Annotated in this window: 11 protein-coding genes; 3 read left to right on the top strand and 8 right to left on the bottom strand. The window is 64.6% G+C overall.

Features of this window, described 5'->3' with window-relative positions:
• Positions 1-12: 12 nt before the first annotated feature.
• Both ACXJ16_RS20630 and ACXJ16_RS20625 read right to left on the bottom strand, forming a co-directional pair.
• Positions 13-2,457, bottom strand: coding sequence for a TonB-dependent receptor (locus ACXJ16_RS20630; RefSeq protein WP_463923212.1), 2,445 nt, complete (start codon positions 2,455-2,457; stop codon positions 13-15).
• 219 nt (positions 2,458-2,676) lie between these two features.
• On the bottom strand, positions 2,677-6,900 hold the full coding sequence (locus ACXJ16_RS20625) for a bifunctional nitrate reductase/sulfite reductase flavoprotein subunit alpha (protein WP_463923211.1): 4,224 nt from the start codon (positions 6,898-6,900) through the stop codon (positions 2,677-2,679).
• Between the two features lie 598 nt (positions 6,901-7,498).
• Between ACXJ16_RS20625 and ACXJ16_RS20620 the strand changes: the two genes are divergently transcribed.
• A complete protein-coding gene (locus ACXJ16_RS20620) occupies positions 7,499-9,670 on the top strand; it encodes a TonB-dependent receptor (protein WP_463923210.1) in 2,172 nt (723 codons plus the stop codon).
• Between the two features lie 169 nt (positions 9,671-9,839).
• On the opposite strand, the gene ACXJ16_RS20615 is transcribed toward ACXJ16_RS20620, so the two are convergent.
• The 4 genes from ACXJ16_RS20615 to ACXJ16_RS20600 all read right to left on the bottom strand — a co-directional run bounded on the left by ACXJ16_RS20615 (position 9,840) and on the right by ACXJ16_RS20600 (position 15,306).
• Entirely contained in the window at positions 9,840-11,123 is a 1,284-nt protein-coding gene (locus ACXJ16_RS20615; RefSeq protein WP_443478207.1) for a cystathionine gamma-synthase family protein, read from the bottom strand.
• Between the two features lie 257 nt (positions 11,124-11,380).
• Positions 11,381-12,232 (bottom strand): DUF4198 domain-containing protein, encoded by an 852-nt coding sequence (locus tag ACXJ16_RS20610; RefSeq protein WP_443478206.1) that lies wholly within the window; start codon positions 12,230-12,232, stop codon positions 11,381-11,383.
• Positions 12,233-12,301: 69 nt separating this feature from the next.
• A complete protein-coding gene (locus ACXJ16_RS20605) occupies positions 12,302-14,293 on the bottom strand; it encodes a TonB-dependent receptor domain-containing protein (RefSeq protein WP_463923209.1) in 1,992 nt (663 codons plus the stop codon).
• Between the two features lie 89 nt (positions 14,294-14,382).
• A complete protein-coding gene (locus ACXJ16_RS20600; protein ID WP_463923208.1) occupies positions 14,383-15,306 on the bottom strand; it encodes a LysR family transcriptional regulator in 924 nt (307 codons plus the stop codon).
• Between the two features lie 359 nt (positions 15,307-15,665).
• Here ACXJ16_RS20600 and ACXJ16_RS20595 point away from each other — a divergent pair, with 359 nt between their 5' ends.
• Positions 15,666-16,433 (top strand): energy transducer TonB, encoded by a 768-nt coding sequence (locus ACXJ16_RS20595; protein ID WP_054439048.1) that lies wholly within the window; start codon positions 15,666-15,668, stop codon positions 16,431-16,433.
• A gap of 21 nt (positions 16,434-16,454) precedes the next feature.
• Here ACXJ16_RS20595 and ACXJ16_RS20590 read toward each other — a convergent pair whose 3' ends face one another.
• Entirely contained in the window at positions 16,455-17,105 is a 651-nt protein-coding gene (locus ACXJ16_RS20590; protein WP_463923207.1) for a cysteine hydrolase family protein, read from the bottom strand.
• 27 nt (positions 17,106-17,132) lie between these two features.
• Between ACXJ16_RS20590 and pncB the strand changes: the two genes are divergently transcribed.
• Complete coding sequence (gene pncB / locus ACXJ16_RS20585) at positions 17,133-18,437, top strand: nicotinate phosphoribosyltransferase (RefSeq protein WP_463923206.1); 1,305 nt, start codon at positions 17,133-17,135, stop codon at positions 18,435-18,437.
• Between the two features lie 27 nt (positions 18,438-18,464).
• Here the strand turns inward: pncB and ACXJ16_RS20580 are convergent, their stop codons facing one another.
• Positions 18,465-20,273, bottom strand: coding sequence for a diguanylate cyclase (locus ACXJ16_RS20580; RefSeq protein WP_292636154.1), 1,809 nt, complete (start codon positions 20,271-20,273; stop codon positions 18,465-18,467).
• Between the last annotated feature and the right edge of the window lie 27 nt (positions 20,274-20,300).

Here is a 20,300-nt window from a genome sequence, read left to right as displayed (position 1 = left end):
CCTGCGGCTGCGCTATTCGAAAGTGTAGCGCAGCCGCAGGCCCATGGTCCTGGGCGGACCGGGAATGATGGTCGCGGCGGCATAAGCCGGATTGAGCGTGCCGCCGCCGCTGGCGTAGAAACGGTCGGTCAGGTTGCGGCCCCATATCTCCAGGTCCCACGGCATCCCGCCGATCCGCTGCCATGTGATCGATGCGCCAAGCAGGCCGTAAGCCGGCTGGGTTCCGAAAGTCTCGCTCGGCCGCTCGGTGAAGCGGACGGCGCTGACGTAGCTGTAATCCGCAGCGAGGCTCAATTCGCCCAGCCGATGAGGCAGGGGCACCTCGCGAGAAAGCGACATAGTTCCGCTGAAGCTGGGCGTATACGTGAAGCGGTTGTTGAGCGGGTCTGTTCCCAGCAGCGAGATCAGGGCTGCCGGAGCGACCACTTCCGTATAGCGTGCGTGGATCCAGGAGGCGCTGAGCGTTACATGGGTGCGCGTGTCCAGGTTGGCCGAAAATTCGCCATCGAAACCGGCAACGCGGGCTTTTGCGCTGTTGATGTAAAGCGTGATCGGGTCCGTCGTGATATCGCCATCGCCGTCGAAGTCGAGATCGGGGAAAAGCGCGCGCTGGACATTGGTGTAAAGCCCGGCATAGGCCGCCGCCGAATAATATCCTCCAAGATTTCCGGCCGACCAGCGCCCCTTGGCGCCAATTTCAAGATCGGTCAGGGTTTCCGGCTTGAAGGTCTGGTAGGGGGCCAGCGTGCCGGCAAGGCGCGGTGTATTGTATCCACCGGACCGGAACGCCCGTCTGCTGGTGAGATAGAAACTGTGATCGCCGAGCTTGCGGGTCAGGGCGAAAGTCCATGTCAGTCGCTGCGAGGCGGCTTTCGCGGCGGAACCGCCGTCATCGAGGCAGGCCTCGCGGGTCGCGGGCCGGGCCGTCAGCGAGCGCAACGTGCAGCCGCTGACCTGCTCGGCGGTATAGCGCAGGCCGAGGTCAGCGGTCAGTTCATCGCCGATCGGGACAGTCGCCTGCCCGAAAACGGCGGCGCTGCGGAAGGTCTGGTAGTTGGCGACGTGAAAGGGCGGATTGTCCGGGCGGACGAACCGGGAGACGTCCTGCAGCACCGCGCTGGACGGTGCGCTGTCCAGATAGAACAGGCCCGCGATGTAGCGGACCTTTCCCAGCCGGCCCTGAAGCTGGAATTCTTCCGTCCACTGATGATGGGCGGAACGGGTGGTGGAATCGTTGATTTCCAGCGGGGTGCCGTCCCCGTCGAGCGCATAGAAAACACGGGTGGATCGCCAGCCGACAATATTGCGGACCATCAGGTCTTCGTCACCGTACTCGGTGATGTTGCCGAGCCCCCGGAACCGCCGCCGATAGATCGGCGCGATTCCGGATTGCGAGGTGCGCCGGCCGAGCGATTTCTGGATCGAGAAGTAGCTGTCGATGTCGCATGCGCCGCTTCCGCAGTCGAAATAGGGCACGTTTTCAGGATTGCGGGCGCTCCCGGTTTCATAGACCCCGGCAAGAATCAGCGCTGCGCCCATCTCTTCGGCGTCCAGCATGTCGAAGCTGAGGGTCGATCGCAGTGGACTTTCGGGTTCGAAGCGGACCATCGCGCGCATGGCATCGCTGTGGGCCGTGTCTGCCCGTCCGCCCGAGGCCATGTGCGTATAGCCGTTTCGCCGCATCCGCTGGCCGGATACGCGCAAGGACCACGGCCCCTCCCGCGGCAGTTCGAGGGCGCCTTCGAGCCGGCTCAGGCCATATGTGCCAGTCTCCGCTTCGAGATAGCCGGGCACCCCGCTTCCCGGCAGGACCGAATGGAGCTGCACCGCGCCACTGGTGGTGTTGCGGCCGAACAGGGTGCCTTGCGGCCCGCGCAGCACCTCGATCGAGGCCATGTCGTAAAGCGGTGCGACGGCGGCCTGGTTGGGAAGCGGCACCTCGTCCTGATAGACGACCAGCGGCAGGCGGTTCTCATCGCTGATCGAGCGGCGCTGGCCGCGCATGACGAGGAGCGGCGTGGCGCTAGACGTCTGTCCCGTCGCGACGAAACCGGGCGTGATGCGGGCGAGATCGGCCAGAGTTCGGATGGAGGCCCGGTCGAGCGTTTCGGCGTCCCGCTGGACCACCTGTAGCGGCACTTCGATTTCCCGTTCCGGCCTGCGCCGTGCCGAGACCAGGATATCGGGCGAGGGATCGGGTGTGGGTGGGCGGCGTTCGGCCTTGCGGCGTTCGGCACGGGGCGAAGCCAGCACCAGGTAGACGCCCGGCGAGACCTGCCTCGTTTCCAGATCCATGCCGCGGATCATGCGCTGTAGCGCTTCCCGCGCTGAAAGGTGCCCTTTCACGGTTCTGGAAAGGCGGCGCTCCTGACCGGGCGTGTTGAGCAGGATCTCCACGCCGGCCTGCTGCCCCAGTTGCGCGATGGCGCGGGAGAGTGGCTGGGAGGGAACATTCACTTCGGCGGATTGCGCCAGAACGCCGGTTGCGGGCCACAGGATTGCGGCCAGAGTGCAAACGGAATGAGCGACGCGAAAACGCAATCCGACGGTTCCCGGCCCTGCGGTCCTGTTGCGGGGCACCCAGTGAGAGGAGGAACGAACCGGCTATCGATTGCGCCGCGCAAGTTCAACAAAATGGCGCGTGGGCGGGGATGTTATGAACAATTCTTACGCCACTTAATAGACATCGCGGGCGTAGCGCTTGTCCTCCCGCATCTGGGCGACGTAATCGTCGGCCGCCTCGGCCGTCATGCCTCCGTGTACCGCGATCACCTGTCTGAGCGCCTTGTCCACGTCCCTGGCCATGCGGCTGGCATCGCCGCAGACGTAGAAATGCGCGCCCCCGTCGATCCAGCGCCACAGTTCTGCGCCTTCCTCGATCATGCGGTTTTGCACATAGACCTTCTCCGCCTGATCGCGGGAAAAGGCGAGGCTGAGCCGGTCGAGGTGGCCTGAACGGCGCCACTGGTCGATCTCTTCGCGGTAGTAGAAGTCGGTGGCCTCGTGCTGCTCGCCGAAGAACAGCCAGTTGCTTCCCGCCGCGCCGCTCGCCTCGCGGTCATGGAGGAAGCCCCGGAAAGGTGCGATGCCGGTGCCCGGGCCTACCATGATCGCGGCGCGGGCCGGATCGGCGGGCGGCCGGAAATGCGAGGATGGTTGCAGGAACAGGCCGGTTCCGCGCTCCGCCTCGTACTCGGCTGCGCGGTCCGCCATGAAGGCCGAGCAGACGCCCGAGCGTCGCCGCCCCCGGTTGCTGTAGCGCAGGACCGAGACGGTAAGTTGCACCTCGTTCGCCTGCGCAAGCGGGCTGGAGGCGATCGAGTAGAAGCGCGGTTGCAATGGCCGCATGACCTGCATCAGGTCTGCCGTGTCGAGCTGGGCGCCGGTTTCGTGCAGGATATCGGCGATCTGGTTTTCGCGCAGGAGCCGGTCATACTCCGGCTTGCGGTCCGGATCGAGCAGCGGGACGAACGCGGCTTGCGGCATGCGCTCGGCAATGAGTTCGAGAATGTTGCGCGTGGGTTTGGCAATGTCCCAGTGGCGGAGCAGCGCTTCGTGGAGCGGCACTTCGCCAAGGCCCTTGATAGTTACGGGAGCATCGGGATCGAGCGCAAGCAGGTCCACGATCTCCGCCACGAGCGCCGGGCAGTTGATCGGCCATACCCCCAGCGCATCGCCGGCGCGGTAGGCGAAATCGTGCCCGGCGAGATCGAAACCGAACTGGCGCACTTCCTTCTGTGCGCCCAGCCCGCTGAGCAGGGTGTTTCGAACCAGCGCCGTCCTGAGCGGGGCCTTGCGGGTGTAGGAGACTTGCGCCGGGGCCTGGGCGGAGCGCAGTGCGGGGGATACCGGAGCGGCGGTGAGCACGGCGGCGGCACCTTCCATTGCCGCTTCGGCGGGCACATCCATCGTGCCGGGGAGCAGGGCCGCCGATACCGCATCCAGCCATCGCGCGGCTTCCACTTCGAAGTCGGGTTCGCAATCGGCGCGGGGCGCGAGGCGGTTGGCGCCAAGTTCCTCCAGCCGGGCGTCGAGTTTTCGCCCGAAACCGCAGAACTGGTCGTAGCTGGAATCGCCAAAGGCCAGCACCGAATAGCGCAGGGCTTCGATCCCTGAAGGCGCTTCCGATGCCAGCGCGGACCAGAATGCGCCCGCGTCGTCGGGGGCATCGCCGTCGCCGAAGGTACTGGCGATGAACAGCGCCCGGCCTGCCGCGGCCAGGTCCGCAGGTTTCACGCTGCCCAGCGGCGCAAGCCTCACTTTGCAGGACTGTTCGGCAAGCCGGCTGGCGCATTGTTCGGCGAAACTTTCCGCCGTTCCCGTCTGCGACGCCCAGAGCACCAGCACTTCGGCCAGGCTTTCCCTGGACGGCGCGGCGGCGGGCAGGGATACCGCCTCTCTCCGATCGCCGCCCGGAATTGCAGGCGAGCGGGAGAAGAGGCCGGCCAGGAGGCCGTTCATGTAGGTCCGCTTGTCTTCATCGACCGGTGATCCGCCGGGCAGCACGGGCACACCGGCGTCTTCAGGCAGGTTGCCCGAACGCAGGCCGGTCATGAAGCCCGAAAGGTAGCGTTCCTCGCTTCCGGATAGCGCCGGCGGCGTGCCGGGGCTCAGGCCCATGACCTGCAGGAATGCGTCGATCGCGGCCGTCTGGAACGGGAGCAGTCCGGCCGGGCCGGGCAGGGGGTCTGCGAATGGCGGTGTCATGTCTTCCGGCGCGGCTGTGATGGGATCGTCTTCCACCGGCCCTGACAGCCGGGCGAGGGCAATGGCGGAGAACTTGAATTCGGGTTGCAGCGAAAGCGGATCGACCGCGTCGCTGGTGAGCGCATTGACGGCCAGATCCTCGCCGAACACGTCGTTCCAGTGGAACGGGGCGAAACAGTTGCCGGGACGGACCCGCTCTGTAAGCATCGCGGGGAGGACAGCCCGGCCCCGCCGCGAGCGGACTTCCACCCTGTCACCCTCGCCGATGCCTAGCGCCGCGGCGTCCTCGGGGTGGATTTCCACGAACGGTCCCGGATTGAGCTTGTTGAGCTTCCCCACTTTCGCCGTCTTCGTCAGCGTGTGCCACTGGTGCTGGAGGCGGCCGGTATTGAGCACGAGCGGATAATCGGCATCCGGCATCTCGGCGGGGGACAGGTGCGGCCGGGGCAGGAAGTGCGCCTTTCCGCTTTCGGTGGGAAAGGAGATCGCCGGACGGCTGCCGTCCTCGTTAATCCGGCCCGTCTGGCTCACGCCGTCGTTGAGGTATCGGATGGGGTTCCGGCCATGATCGTCACCCGGCGGGCAGGGCCATTGCAGCGGAGCCTCGCGGAGCCGGTCATGGCTGGCGCCGCGGATGTCATATCCGGTGCGCGGGTTCCAGAATCCGCGGATTTCCTCGAAGACTTCCGCGGCCGACGCATAAGTGAACGCATGACCATAACCCATTTCGCAGGCGACGCGGGCGATGATCTGCCAGTCCGCCATCGCCTCTCCCGGCGGATCGACGGCTTTCTGCATCAACGTGAGGTTGCGTTCGGAATTTATCATGACGCCTTCCGCCTCGGCCCACAGGGCGCCGGGCAGGATCAGGTCGGCGTAGCGGTTGGTTTCGGTATCAATGTAGACGTCCTGCGCGATCACCAGTTCGGCGGCTTCCAGCCCTGCAATCACGGTCTTGCGGTTCGCCACGCTGGCCACCGGGTTGGTGCAGATGATCCAGCAGGCCTTGATCCGTCCTGCGGCCATCTCCTCGAACAGCGATATCGTCCCCGCCCCGGCATCCACGCGAAGGCTGCCAGGCGCAATGCCCCAGGCGTCCTCCACGAAACGGCGGTCCTCATCGCTGGGCGTCGCGCGCTGGCCCGGCAGGCCCGGACCCATGTAGCCCATTTCGCGGCCGCCCATCGCGTTGGGCTGGCCGGTAAGCGAGAAGGGGCCGCTTCCCGGTCGGCAGATCGCCCCCGTGGCGAGGTGCAGGTTGCAGATCGCATTCGTGTTCCAGGTGCCGTGCGTGCTCTGGTTCAGCCCCATGGTCCAGCATGACATCCACTCGCCCGCATCGCCGATCCATCGGGCGGCCTGCCTGATGTCGGCCTCGGGAATGCCGGTCAGTTCGGCCACGCGGGCGGGGGTGTAATCCGCCAGGAACTCGGGCATCGGGTCCCAGCCCTCGGTGTGGGCGGCGATGAAATCCTCGTCGATCCGGCCCTCCTGCGCCAGCAGGTGGAGCAGGCCGTTCAGCAGCGCGAGATCGGTGCCGGGGCGGATCTGGAGGAACAGGTCGGCCTTGTCCGCCGTGCCGTTGCTGCGCGGATCGACGACGATCAGCCGTGCCCCGGCCTTCACCCGGTCCATCATCCGCAGGAACAGGATGGGGTGGCAATCGGCCATGTTGGCGCCGATCACGAAGAACAGGTCCGCCTTGTCGAAATCCTGATAGGAGCCGGGCGGGCCGTCTGCCCCGATCGACAGTTTGTAGCCGCTCGCCGCGCTCGCCATGCAAAGGCGCGAATTGCTCTCTATGTTGTTCGTGCCGATGAAGCCCTTGCAGAGCTTGTTGGCCAGATATTGCGCCTCCAGCGACATCTGGCCCGATACATAGAGCGAGACGGCATCCGGCCCGTCGCGATCGATGATCGCGCGCAGGCCCCGTGCAGTGCGGCCGATCGCCTCTTCCATGGGGATAGCGCCCTGGTCATTGCCCCCGGCGATCCGGGCATAGGCCGTGACGGCACGGCCCGCCGCCGCCACCGGTTCGTGGCAGGTGTTGCCCTTGGTGCAGAGCCGGCCGAAATTGGTGGGATGGCTCTTGTCGCCGGAGACCTTGACGATCCGGTTGTCCGCCACTTCCATGACGATACCGCAGCCGACGCCGCAGTAGGGACATACGCTCTTGACCGTCCTGTTGCTCACATGGTCCCCAAAACGAAAAAACGCCACCGACCGGGCCCCTTGCAGGGCCAGTCGATGGCGTCGTTGCCTCTATATGCGGTTCCGAAGGACCGCTGGATCACGCCTGCGTCATTGCGGGCAGAATCCGAATTCGTGGCCCTATCTTGCCTAATCGAGGGACCGGCTGCAAGAATTTGTTTCGCGCTGCAGCATCCGGCGGGGGCTTTCGTTCCGCCGATCTCCCCGGCGTGAACTCCCGGGCGGCAATGATCGAGGTTCGAGGCAAAAACGGCCCGCCATGAGGACGGAACGTGCAGGAGAACTATGTTCCCTTGATGTAAAATCCGCCAATTTCTTATGCTTGTGGCGGAAATTTGCGGCCTTGGCGGTTCCTGATCGATTGACCCTCCTATTCGTGCCGATCACCCTTGGGAGCGATCCGGGGCGGCAATTTCAAATACAATCGAGCGCCTCGGCAGGACAGGCGAAGCATGGCTTCGCAATGGGAGGAGCGCCGGGACCGGCGCCCCTGCACGAATCTGGAGGGTGTGCAATGTCAGGAAATCGTCGGTTTTCCAGCTCTTTACCTGCGTATTGGGGCTGCGCTGCCATCGCCGTCATGGCCTTGTGCGAGGTGCGGCCGGCAAGGGCGCAGGATGAGGCGCACGGCCTTCAGGAAATCATCGTGACCGCGCAGCGCCGGGCGGAGAACCTCCAGGAAGTGCCGATCGCGATCACCGCAGTCGGATCGGAAGCGCTTCAGTCCTCCGGCATTTCCGAGACCAATACGCTGACCCAGGCCGTTCCGGCGGTGCAGTTCTCCCGTTCGGGTGCCAGCGGCCTGTTCTTCGTGCGGGGGGTGGGCACCACCAATGCCTCGATCGGGGACGAAGGCTCGAATGCCTTCTACGTCGATGGGGTCTATATGCCGGACTTGTCCAGCACCGTCATGCAATTCAATAACATAGAGCGTATAGAGGTGCTGAAGGGGCCGCAGGGTACGCTGTTCGGCCGCAATGCATTCGGCGGGCTCATCCATGTCATCACCCGGGAGCCGGGGGACCATCTCGAAGCGTCCGGGCAGGTGGGCTATGCGAACTACGACACGATACAGGGGCAGGCCTATCTGGGCGGGCCGATCACGGACCGGATCAGCGCGGACATCGCCCTGACCGGCTACGACCAGCGCGACGGTTGGGGCCGAAACGTCACGCTGGACCGCGATATCAAGAAGATGCGGTACTGGGGCGCCCGATCCAAGATCGTGCTTCGCGCCAGCGACGATGTGAAATTCGTGCTGTCAGGCGATTACTACGATACGGATGACAATACCGCGGTCGGCTGGAGCGTGGATGAGGACTATCTCGTAGTCGGGGGCATCCGTTCGATCGGCAGCATGGACACGGCATCGAACGATTATTCGCTCACCCAGCTGACCAACTGGGGAGTTAGCCTGACGGGCGAGGCGGATCTCGGCTTCGCGACGTTGACCAGCATCAGTTCCTTGCGCGACAGCAAGAACAGATCGGACTTCGACGTTGATGCCACGCAGGTTCCCTACATGCGGATCGCGTTCACATCGGGCTCGCGCGCCTATCAGCAGGAATTGCGGCTGGCATCGAGCGACACGGAACCGCTCAGCTGGCAAATCGGGGCGTTCTACCTGCGTTCAGAGGTTTTCAACCGGGCCAGGTTCACCGGATTGGCGCTGGGCGGGCTCACCAGCGGCCAGTACATCGATGCCACGCTCGATACCGATTCCTACGCGGCGTTCGGCGAAGTGACCTATGCGCTGACATCCACGACCAAGCTGACCGGCGGCGTCCGTTATACAAAGGACCAGCGCCGCCTCGGCGGTGGCTATGCCCCGCTCGCCAACGATGTCGTGGGTGTTCTCATCCCGACCGACGACAAGATAAGCTATGGCAAATTCACCTGGCGCGCCGCGATCCGGCAGGAGCTTTCCGACGACGTGAGCGTCTATGCCTCCTATAACCGCGGCTTCAAGGCAGGCACCTATTCGTTGCAGAACCCGCAGCTTCCGCCCGTCCAGCCGCAGTATATCAACGCCTACGAAATCGGCGTGAAGTCGGAACTGTTCGACCGTGCGTTGCGCCTGAATGCCTCGGTATTCCACTATGACATCACCAACTATCAGGTGCGCTCGGCGGCGGTGGGCACGATCGGAACGGCGGCCCTGCTGAATGCGGCTTCGGTCAAGGTGGATGGTCTCGACGTGGATTTCGAGGCCGCGCCGACCGACGGTCTGCGCATCTTCGGGGGCTTTACCTGGCTCGATTCCCGCTTCCACTACTTCGGCCCGACCGACACGCTGGCAGGCGCTCCGTTCATCTACCCCAACCCGGCTATCTGCGACGCCACCGGAACCCGCGCGCCGGGGATGACCACCGGGCCGCAGGCCGGCGGGTTCAAGACCTGCTTCGGCGATGCTTCAGGGTTCCAGACCCCGACGGCGCCGGACTTTTCCGCCAGTCTCGGCGCCAGCGCGACCATCCCGCTGGGTGAGGTGCAGCAACTGCGCGTAAACATGATGGGCAGCTACAACAGCGGCTTTCCTTTCGAGACGGACGGGGTCCTGAAGCAGGACGAATACATGCTGCTTAACGGCTCGATCGAATACCGTCCGACGGAGAAATGGGGGCTGGAGTTCTGGATGAAGAACATCTCGGACACAAAGTATTTCCAGCAAAAGATATCGACCGGGCTCGGTGCCACCACGGCGCGGGCGGCGCCGCGCACTTATGGCGCGACGCTTCGATTTACTTATTGATCCGGCGTTTTTACGAAACCCTAAACAGGCATTCTCAAAGAAACATCTTCCGGTGCGGCCGTTGGCGCGCCCGATATCCAGCACCGGTGGATGGAGAATGGCAGCGCGACGCTGCTTGGCGGCAGACCGACCTTGCGCTTTCGAAAGGTCGGTCTGCCGCGGCGCAAGGTCAGGCGAGGTCGAGCGCCTGCGCGAGATCGGCGACAATATCCTCGGCATGTTCGATGCCAATGGAAAGCCGCACAGTCGTTTCCAGTACGCCGATACGATCGCGCACTTCCAGAGGGACGCCCGAATGGGTCGTGGTCGCCGGGTGGCTCGCCAGCGATTCCGTGCCTCCGAGGCTGACCGCCAGTTTGAAGATCTGCAATGCGTTCAGGAACCGGAACGCGGCGGGCTGGCCTCCGGCAATATCGAAGGCAAAGGTAGAGCCCGCGCCGCTGCACTGGGCGGCGAAGACTTCGGCCTGCCGGGAACCTGCGGGATAGAATGGGGGGTAGGCCACGCCGATAACCTTCGGATGATCCTTCAGGAATGTGGCGGCCACGGCGGCGTTGGCATTCGCGCGCTCCATGCGAAGACCCAGTGTTTCCAGCGACCGGCTCAGCATCCAGCAGCTGTGAGGGTCCAACTGGGTCCCGATTGCGCTGCGCAGGAGGCGAACTTCGCGCATGAGTGCCGCCGAGCCGAGCGCAGCGCCTGCCACGAGGTCGGAATGCCCGCCCACATACTTGGTCAGGGAATAGAGCGAAATGTCGGCGCCATGTGCCAGGGGATGCTGGAACACCGGGCCAAGAAGAGTATTGTCGCATACCAGTAGCGGGCGGTGCCCCTGCAGGTCGCCCATTCTGGCACAAACGCGTTCGAGCAGCGATATGTCGACGAGACTGTTGGTCGGGTTGGCCGGGGTCTCGATCAGCACCATCGAAATCCGTCCCAGTGCTGCCGCCTCACTTGCGGCTGCCATCACGGCGGCTTCGTCCAGTCCATCTGCAAAGCCGAGCGCCTTGATGCCCAGATTGGCGAAAGTCTTCGCCAAAAGCGTCTCTGTTCCGCCGTAAAGCGGCTGCGAATGGAGGATCACGTCACCGGGCCGGGCAAACGCCAATACAGTGGTCGTGATCGCGCCCATGCCGGAGGAGAACACGACGCCTGCTTCGGCGCCTTCATAGACCGCCAGCCGGTCCTCGACGATTTCGCTGTTGGGGTGGTTGAAGCGGGAATAGACCAGCCCGCGCCCCTGACCTGCAGGCGGCTCCTTCCGGCCGGCAACATAATCGAAGAAGTCCCGGCCTTCCTCGGCTGTCGGGAAAACGAACGTCGATGTCAGGAAAACCGGAGGCTTGACCGCCCCTTCCGAGAGAGACGGATCGTAGCCATAGTTCAGCATCAGAGTGTCCGGGTGAAGCTTGTGTCCACCGATGGCTGTCTTGCTTTCGCGAGGTGCGGTCATCTCATCCTCCTTGCTGATGGCCCGGGCGACGGGCCGGCGCAACATAGCATCCAATGCGTGTTCTGTGTTCGCACATTGAAAGTGCCAAGTGTCACCCCCGTCCGCACGGACGGATACCGCTCTGGGTGGGCGGGCATACCGAGCCCGCCTAAGGACGGGATGCTGGGATCGTCGATCGGTTCATCTCGCGGCGCCCGGTGGAAACCCGGCCGCCCCGACGCGGAGTTGCCGAACGAGGTCCGGCAACTCCGGCACGATCAGGGGGCAAGCACTTCCAGCGTGGTGGTGAAGCTCATGCGCCGTTCGCTGGCCCGGCGTTCGTCGGGCCTGGCATCGGCGGTAGCGGCGTTGAGCCAGTAAACCCCGGCGACCGGCCACTTCACCGTGAGCACGCCTTGCGCGTCGGTCACGAGTTCCTGCGCCATTTCGGCTTCGCGGAACTTCTTGGCGCCGGGAACCACGTTGACTTTCACGCCTGCGGCGGGCCTGCCGTCGACCAGGAACCGGAACCGGGCTTCCTCGTCCGAAACGAGCGCGGAGGGATGAGTGACGGGATCGAACTCCAGCCCCTTGCCGGTGACGAAGACGGTCTTGGTGGGGGCATCGGCGGTTACGAATATCGCATTGGCCGCGATGACTTCGGCCAGCTTGATGTCGGTTGCCCCGGCGGGAATATCCGCCAGACCCGCGACGCGGCGCACCGGGGCGGGAGCAGCGCCCGGCGCAACCGGACGCGGCGGACGGCCGCCGACGCGCCATTCCTCGCCGTTCAGCTTGAAACTTCCGGCATAGGCCGTGCGCTGGGTGCCGATCCTCCAGGTTCCGGGCTTGTCGATCTTCACGTCGAAGGTCGAACGGTGGCGGCCCTTGGCGGCGTTCTCAACCAGGCCGTCGCTGCCGTCGGGAGCATTGACCGTGATCTGGTCGGTGTTCAGTGCGACGTGATCGGGGTGGAACAGGTCGTTCGATACGGCGGCGTCCACCGAGACGACTTGCCCGGTGCCGGACAGGGAGGCGGTTGACGGCAGCAGCCAGGCACGGTGTGCATGAGCGGGGGCGGCAAATGCGGCGGCCGCGAAACCGGCGAGAAGCAGGGAGCGGAAAAGCATGGTATGTCCTCGATTTAAAAGCCGAAAGGCGCTCCGGGAATGATGCCCCGAAGCGCCAGTTCGTGGTCGTCAGAAGCGGGCGGTGGCGCCCATCCAGATGCGGGCCGGATCGATGACATAGCCGTAGTTGTCGTAGTCGATCCGCTTGTCGAGCAGGTTCTGTACGCCGGCATGGAAAGTGAAGGCCGGCGAGACCTTGTACGAACCGCCGACGTCCACGGTTGTATAGGACGAGGCGACGATGTTGTTGCCGCTGATCTGGGCTTCCGTCACGGCTTCCTCGCCGCGGAACACGGCGCGTGCATAAACGGTCAGGTGGTCGTCGGGCCGCCAGTTGAGCGAACCGCTGGCCTGCTGCTTGGGCGTGTCGTTCAGCGCGGAGCCGATGTTGGCGCCGGTCAGCTGTTCCGAATCCGTCAGCGTGCCGGTGGCGTTCAGGCGCAGCGTGCCGGTGAGGGCGATATCGATGGTGGCCTCGATGCCGCGCACTTTCGCCTTGTCGACATTCACGTACGTCGTTGGCGGGCGGCCGATCGAGCTCAGCGGCTCGTCGATGCACCACGCGCCGGCCACTTCGCAGGTCACGCGGGTGATCTTGTCGTTGAAGCGGGTGTCGTAGACGGTGAGGCTGGCTTCGAAGCCCTTGCCTTCGTACATCGCCACCGCCTCTACGGTGCGCGAGGTCTCGGCTTCGAGGTCAGGGTTGCCATAGATCGTGCCGCCGCGGCTGCTCTGTCCCCAGTCCGGCAATGTCTGGCGCAGGTTGGGCGCGCGGAAACCCTGTGAATAGCCGCCTTTCAGCGTGAAGTTGCTGGCCGCATTCCACACCGCGTAGATGCGCGGCGTCCAGTGCGAGCCGTACTGCTCGTCCTTGTCGAGGCGGATGCCGCCGGTGAGGCGCAGGTTGTCGAGGATGGTGAGCTCGTTCTCGGCGAACAGCGCCCAGTTGGTACGCGAGGCACCTGCGCGGGTGGAGCCGGAGAGCAAGTTGCCGGTGGTGTCGCTCAGGTCCTCGTTGCGGAAGAACCCGCCGAGACTGAGCATGTTCGACGGCAGCGGCACCGACCAGATCGACTGTGCGACCGTGTTCTTGATCCGCTTGTCGCTCTCGATGTTCCTGGCGTCCTCGTACTGGACGTAGCTTTCGGAACTGGCGAAGCCCCAGCGTCCCTGGTGGCTGAGCGCGGCGACGTAGCGTTCCTGGGTCTGCGAATCCACGGTGCCTTCAGGCACGGTGGCGGTCACTTCCACGGTCTTTCCTGCGGTCGATACGGTCTTCTGGCGGTAGTACCCGCCCTCGATCAGGAGGTCGTGGTCCGGCCCGGCCGAGAAGCCCAGCTTGCCCGAGAGGCTCTCGTCCTTGCGGTCGGGGGTGCCACCGATCACGTTGTCCTCGGTGCGGCGGTTGATCGAGCCCTGCACCTGGAGGCCGATGCCCTTGGTGACCGGACCGGAAAGATAGAAGCTGCCGTCCGCGAAATTGCCATAATCGCTGCCGAGTTGCATCGTGCCGTTCACTCGGACGCTGCCGCGCCAGCTGTCGGCGATGCGGCGGGTGATGACGTTGACGACGCCGCCCATCGCGTCCGAGCCGTAGAGCGATGACATCGGGCCGCGCACCACTTCGATGCGTTCGATGGCCTCCAGCGGGGGCAACATGCCGCCTTCGGAGATGCTGCCCCCGTTCGTGCGGGATTCGCGCGAACTGAGGCGTTTCCCGTCGACCAGGATCAGCGTGTACTGCGGAGACATGCCGCGGATCGAGATGTCGCGGCTGTTGCCTTCGCCCGGGGTTACGGTGACGCCCGGAATTTCCATCAGCGCATCGGTTATTTCGCGATAGGGCAGGCGTTCCAGATCCGCGCGGGTGAGGACGCTGATCGAGGCGGGCGCATCCTTCACTTCCTGCTCGCGGCTGGTCGCGGTGACGACGATCGTCGAGCCGTTGGTCGTGCCGTCTACCTCGTCGGCGCGCGCCGGGACGGCGCTGATCGACACGGCAGGTGCCACGACAAGCGCCAGGGTGGCCGCGCTCGCGCGCAGCCCGGATTTTTTGAACACGGAAACCCCCATTGTGCTAATGCGAATAGATTGCATTAGCACAATGGGACGGAAGCCGGCCAAGGCCAACAATCAAGATCGGATATCGACTATTCAGGTTTGCCGGTCAGGCTTGCGGAGCAGATCTCCTGAAGCCGGTCCCGCAGCCATTCGGCTGCTCGGTCGCGGTGGCTGCGCTCGTGCCAGAGCAGCCAGTATTCCAGTTCTCCCAGTTGCTCCGGCGCTGGGCGCGAAGCCAGTTCGTGAGTCTGGCTGAAATGGTTTGCCGCCCGTGCGGGCAGCACCATCACGAGATCGCCGGCCGCCAGCATGTCCGGCGCGAGGCCGAAGTAAGGCAGGCTGGCGGCGACCTTGCGCGTGGCGGCGAGCGGCCCGAGCGTCATTGTCACCCGGTCCAGTTCCGCCTCGCTTACAGTGAGGCCGAGATGGGGGTGCTCCAGAAAGGTTTCCACCGTGATCGGCGTGCCATCACTTACGGCCAGGGGATGATCGCGTCGCGTGACGCAGCGGAAGCTGTCCCTGAAGAGCAGCATTCGATGAAGCTGCGCCGGGTCATGGTCGAGCCCGGAAATCGCGAAGTCGATATCGCCCTCCGCCAGCGAGCGATGCGTGGCATGGCTGAGCGGCACGATGTCGATCGAGATAGCGGGCGCGAGTTCTCGAAGCATCGCGATGGCAGGCAGAAGCACCGACATCACCCCGAAATCGGTTGAGGCGATGCGAAAGCGCCGTTCCACTTCGGCGGGCGCGAAGCTGTCCTCCATGAGCAGGGAGGACGTCGTCGTCACCCAGTCCGCCAGTTTGCCGACAAGTTCCTCACCCCGGCGCGTCCTTGCCATGCCGGCGCCGGAGCGGACCAGCAGCGGGTCCTTCAGTGCGGTTCGAAGCTGCGAGAGCGCTCGGCTTACGCTGGGCTGGCTTACGCCCAGGGCGAGTGCCGTCCCGCTCACGCTTTTAGTCTTGAGCAGGAGCGCGAGGATCAGCAGCAGGTTGGGTGCGATCGGGAGCGACATTTCCGGCGATTATTGCAATTACTTCGCAGTCGCAATTTTTCCGCCTGACGATGGAATCAGAAAAAATCCTTCTAATACAAATCTTTAAGTGATTGTCTGACGAAAGTTGCAAGGAATGCTTCGCATCTTGCAATTGCGGATATTGCTTTATCGCGTTTCATTCGCAATAGCGAAATACATGGCAATCGAGTGGCAATGCATCGTGGAAGGCAAGGCTGCGAATCGTCCGGCCTTACGCGCGGTTGTGGCGGGAACCGCCCATGCGGTGCGGATTGTGTCTCGACTGCAAATCAAGGTTCAGCTATGCGAATGACTCGCATTAGCCAGGCCAAAATGGCTTTTGGCGGGGGTTCGGTAACTTGACGAAATACGCCACAATTCAGCAGACGGACGACGTCGTCCTGCCGGAGCGTCCGAGGGCCCAGCCCCAGGGCGAGGTCGTCGCTCTTCCCGGAGCCTGGGCGGTTTCGCGTTATGGCGAACAACGCCGCCCGAACATCGGCGCGATGCTGGGCGCCACCGCGATCGTCGGCGGGATGATCGCCTCGATGCTGGCACTCAATATCGTCAACGGCCATCAGGAAGCACGCAAGCGGCTGGTGGTCGCCGATCTAGAACAGCCCACGCCGCCGCCTCCGCCGCCGCCCAAATCCCAGCCGCAACCCGTGAAGCAGGTGGTGCAGCCGGTCTCCCCGGTCGTGGCGCCGCCGCCGCCGATCGTGCTGACCTCGGCGCCCGCCACGATCTCCACCTCGCCGGAGCCGCCGGTCGTGCAGGTGGCGATTCCGGGCCCGCCAGCGCCCCAGACGCAGACAGTGGCTGTGGCCCCGGCGCCTCGGATCGAGAACGCAGGGGACCTTTCTTCCAAGATGATCGCTGCGGATCCGCCGCGCTATCCGGTGGAATCGCGCCGCAAGCGAGAGCAGGGCACGGTCGTGCTCATGGTCATCCTTGGCGCGGACGGTTCGGTCGCGGATATCTCGGTGTCGAAAAGCAGCGGGTTCGAGCGTCTCGACAAGGCCGCGCTGTCCGCGGTGAGGCGCTGGAAGTGGTCGCCCACGCGGCGCGATGGTGCCGCGGTCATGGTGCGCGGGCTGGTCGAGATTCCCTTCGTCCTCCAGACCTGACCCGCCCGGCGGGGGCAGGGCTTACGGAGCCAGCGCAGCCAGGCGGTGTTCTTCGCCCAGTTCGGCGATGACTTCCCCGGCATCCTTGACGATGCCGCGCGTCAGGGATGCGGGTAGATCGACCCTGAAGCCGCGAGCGAGCAGGCCTTCCATGGCCCAGCGCACGCAGTAGTCTGCCGCCACGCCCACTACGGTCACGGTTTCCACGCCCGACCCGGCCAGATCGGAGAAGAAACTGTCGCGGCCTGTCGGCTCACCTTGCGCGCCGCGTGCAGGTTCCATCGCCAGTCCGGGTTCGGCCCACATATCGAACATGCCCTTTTCCAGCGTATAGATCGGAATGAGGGAATCGATGGTGCTTGCATCGAGCACGCTTTCCCAGCCCGCCGTTCCCTTCATGCAATGAATGGGGAACTCCTCGCTTTCCGGAGATCCGGAATAGATTTCAGGCTGATGCGTGTCGAAAGTAAGCAGGACACCGGCGGTCAGCGCGGGATCGAGCGCGTTGAGCCAATCCTGCATCGGCGCCACGATGGCTTGCGCGCCGGGGACGGGCAGCGCGCCGTCGGCATGTACGAAGTCCCCCTGCATGTCCACGACGATGACGAACCGGCGGCTGCCGGAATATGAAACCGGAGTTGCCGTAAGGTTGAGTGCCCCAGGGTTTGTCATTGCGGGATATCGTCCTAAGAGTTTGTCATGGTCTACACCGATATCGCAACGCGTACATACAATCACAACTGGCGCCTCGACCCGATCGTGCGCAGCCTGCTGGATACGGACTTCTACAAGCTGCTGATGCTTCAGATGGTCCGGCATCTCTACCCGGATGTGCAGGCGACGTTCGAGCTCATCAATCGCACGAAGTCGGTCCGTCTGGCCGATGTGATCGACGAGGCCGAACTGCGCGCCCAGCTCGACCATGCGCGTTCGCTGCGGTTCGGCAAGAAGGAGCTGATCTGGCTGGCGGGCAACAGCTTCTACGGCAAGGCGCAGATGTTCAGCCCGGATTTCATCGCCTGGCTCGCGGATTTCCGCTTGCCGGAGTATGAGCTTCGCAAAATGGACGGCCAGTACGAACTGCGGTTCGAAGGACCGTGGACGCATACCATGATGTGGGAAATTCCCGCGCTCGCCATCGTGAACGAGCTGCGTTCGCGCACGGCGATGAAGGATCGCGGCCGCTTTGAGCTCGACGTGCTCTATGCGCGCGCCAAGGCGAAGCTGTGGGAGAAGGTCGAGCGGCTCGCCCAGCTTCCCGACCTCGTGCTTTCGGATTTCGGCACGCGGCGGCGGCACGGCTTCCTCTGGCAGCGCTGGTGCGTGGAAGCGTTGAAGGAAGGGCTGGGCAAGCGCTTCATCGGGTCATCCAACGTCCTGCTGGCGATGGATGCGGACCTTGAGGCGATCGGCACCAATGCGCACGAATTGCCGATGGTGCTTGCCGCGCTGGCAGACGGCGACGAGGAGCTGCGGCAGGCCCCCTATCGCGTGCTCAAGGACTGGAGCGATCATTATGCCGGCAACCTGCTGGTGGCGCTGCCGGATGCCTTCGGTACGACGTCGTTCCTCGAACGCGCGCCTGACTGGGTGGCCGACTGGACCGGCTTCCGCCCCGACAGCGCGCCGCCGATCGAGGGCGGTGAGCAGATCATCCGCTGGTGGCGTGAAAAGGGCCGGGATCCCCGGACCAAGCTGCTGATCTTTTCCGACGGCATGGATGTCGACAGCATCGAGGCGACCTATTGCCATTTCCACGGCCGGGTGCGGATGAGCTTCGGCTGGGGTACCAACCTCACGAACGACTTCCGGGGCTGCGCGCCTTTCGAAACCGATGGGCTCGATCCGATCTCGCTGGTCTGCAAGGTGGTTTCGGCCAACGGCCGGCCCGCCGTGAAGCTGTCGGACAATCCGGCCAAGGCGACCGGCAGGCCCGCCGAGATCGAACGTTACCTGCGCGTATTCGGCGACGGCGGGCGGGTTGCGGCAAAGGTCAGCGTCTAGCGCCGCAACCCTGCGTTCGGGACAGGATCAGGCCGCCAGTGCTTCCGCACGGGCATCCAGCACGACCCGGTTCCGCCCGTCGCGCTTGGCGCGGTAGAGCGCGGCGTCGGCGGACTTGATGAGAGTGGAGCCGTCACGCTCCATGTTCTCTTCCCAGGTGGCGATGCCGAAGGACATGGTGGTGGAGCCGAGCGTGCGGCCGCCCTGGTTGACCATCAGTTCGCTGATCGCCTGGCGCACGATTTCTACGCGGCCCGCCAGTACGGCAGCCGAAGTGCCGGGCGCGATGATCGTGAATTCCTCGCCGCCGAAGCGGCAGACCACGTCGCCGTCGCGGAAGCGGCTGCGCATCTCGGCCGCAACGGCCTGGAGCACGGCATCGCCTGCCTCGTGGCCGAATTCGTCGTTGAAGCGCTTGAAGTGGTCAACATCGCACATGACGAGGCTGAGCGGGCTGCCGGTGCGCGAGGCGCGGGCGATTTCCAGCGCGAGCGTCTCTTCCATGTAGCGGCGGTTGAACAGGCTGGTGAGCGGGTCGCGGATCGTCTGTTCGCGCAGGCCGCGCTGCAGCCTGTGGTTGACGAGGGCCGAGGCGATGTTCTCGGTCAGCACGGTCAGGCGGAAGCGGTTCTCGGCCCCGACCACGCCCTTGAGATAAAGCACGCCGATGACTTCGCCGCCGGCCAGCAGCGGCTCGCAGTGATAGTGGTCGGTTTCGGCCCCGACATGGGCGCAGACGATATCGGAGCCGGGTTCGACCACGAAATGGCTCTGGCCGCGCCGCAGCGCCCAGCACTGGTCCGGTGCGAACCCGGCGGTCTCGACTTCGAGCCCCGCCCACGCCGCGATCGGCACCAGCAGGTTGCGCGAATTGTTGTGAGCGTAGAGCGCGCCGGGGATTTCGGGCAGGACGCGCGGCACGAAGACGCGGATGATCGAGGCCAGTTCCTCGTCCGTGCGGGCGGCCTGCATCCGGTGCGCCATGCCGCCCAGCAGTTCGATGACCTCGCCGCGTTCGCGCAGGACATCGGCGTTTCCGCTCAGTTCGAGATTGGCGACGCGCAGCCTTTCCTCGCTGTCCACCTGATCGGCGACGGCGGCCTCGAGCTCCTCGGCCATGGCGTTGTAGCCGCTGGCGAGGCGTTCGAATTCGCTCGAATCCATGGTCGCGTCGATGCGGGCACTGCGATCGCCCGCGCCAAGTTGACCCATCACGGTCATCATGGCGTCGACCGGGCGGCGGATGCGGCGGATCAGTGCGGTGCCCATCAGGGCGATGATGACGATGGCAAGCGGCGTGCCGATGAGTACCAGCCAGCGGATGTAGTTGAGCCTGTGCTCCACCGCGCCCATCCGCGAGATCGAAAGGGCGCGCTCCTCGCTGAGCAGGTCGCCGACTCGGGCGTCCACCAGCAGCATGATGTAGCGCCCGCGCCCGGTGGCGGCCAGGGCCTGTGCGGCGGCGAAATCGCCGTTGCGGGTAAGTTCGGCGGACTTTTCCAGGTTTGCTGAGCGTTCCTCGATCAGCGAGCGGATCTGGCGGGCGCGTTCGTTCTGCGACGGGTTGTCAGCGGTGAGGGTGACAAGCGCCGCCGCGTCCCGCTTGGAGGCCGCGATTTCCGTGGCGACGGTCTGGCCGAATTCGGGATTATGCGTGAGCACGAACCCGCGCTGGCCGGACTCGGCCTGCTGGAGATGGCTGAGAGCACGATTAGCGGTCTTGAGAACCTGCGAGGAATGCGTCACCCATGTGAGGCTGCCGTGCATCTGCGAAGAACCGTCGAGCAGGAGCCCCGCCAGGACGGCCAACATCAGGCACAGGATGCTGCACAGCATCACGATGCGATTGGACAATGATCCGAC

The sequence above is a fragment of the Novosphingobium sp. TK71 genome, assembly GCF_055361505.1.
This window is presented reverse-complemented; position numbering and strand designations above follow the sequence as displayed.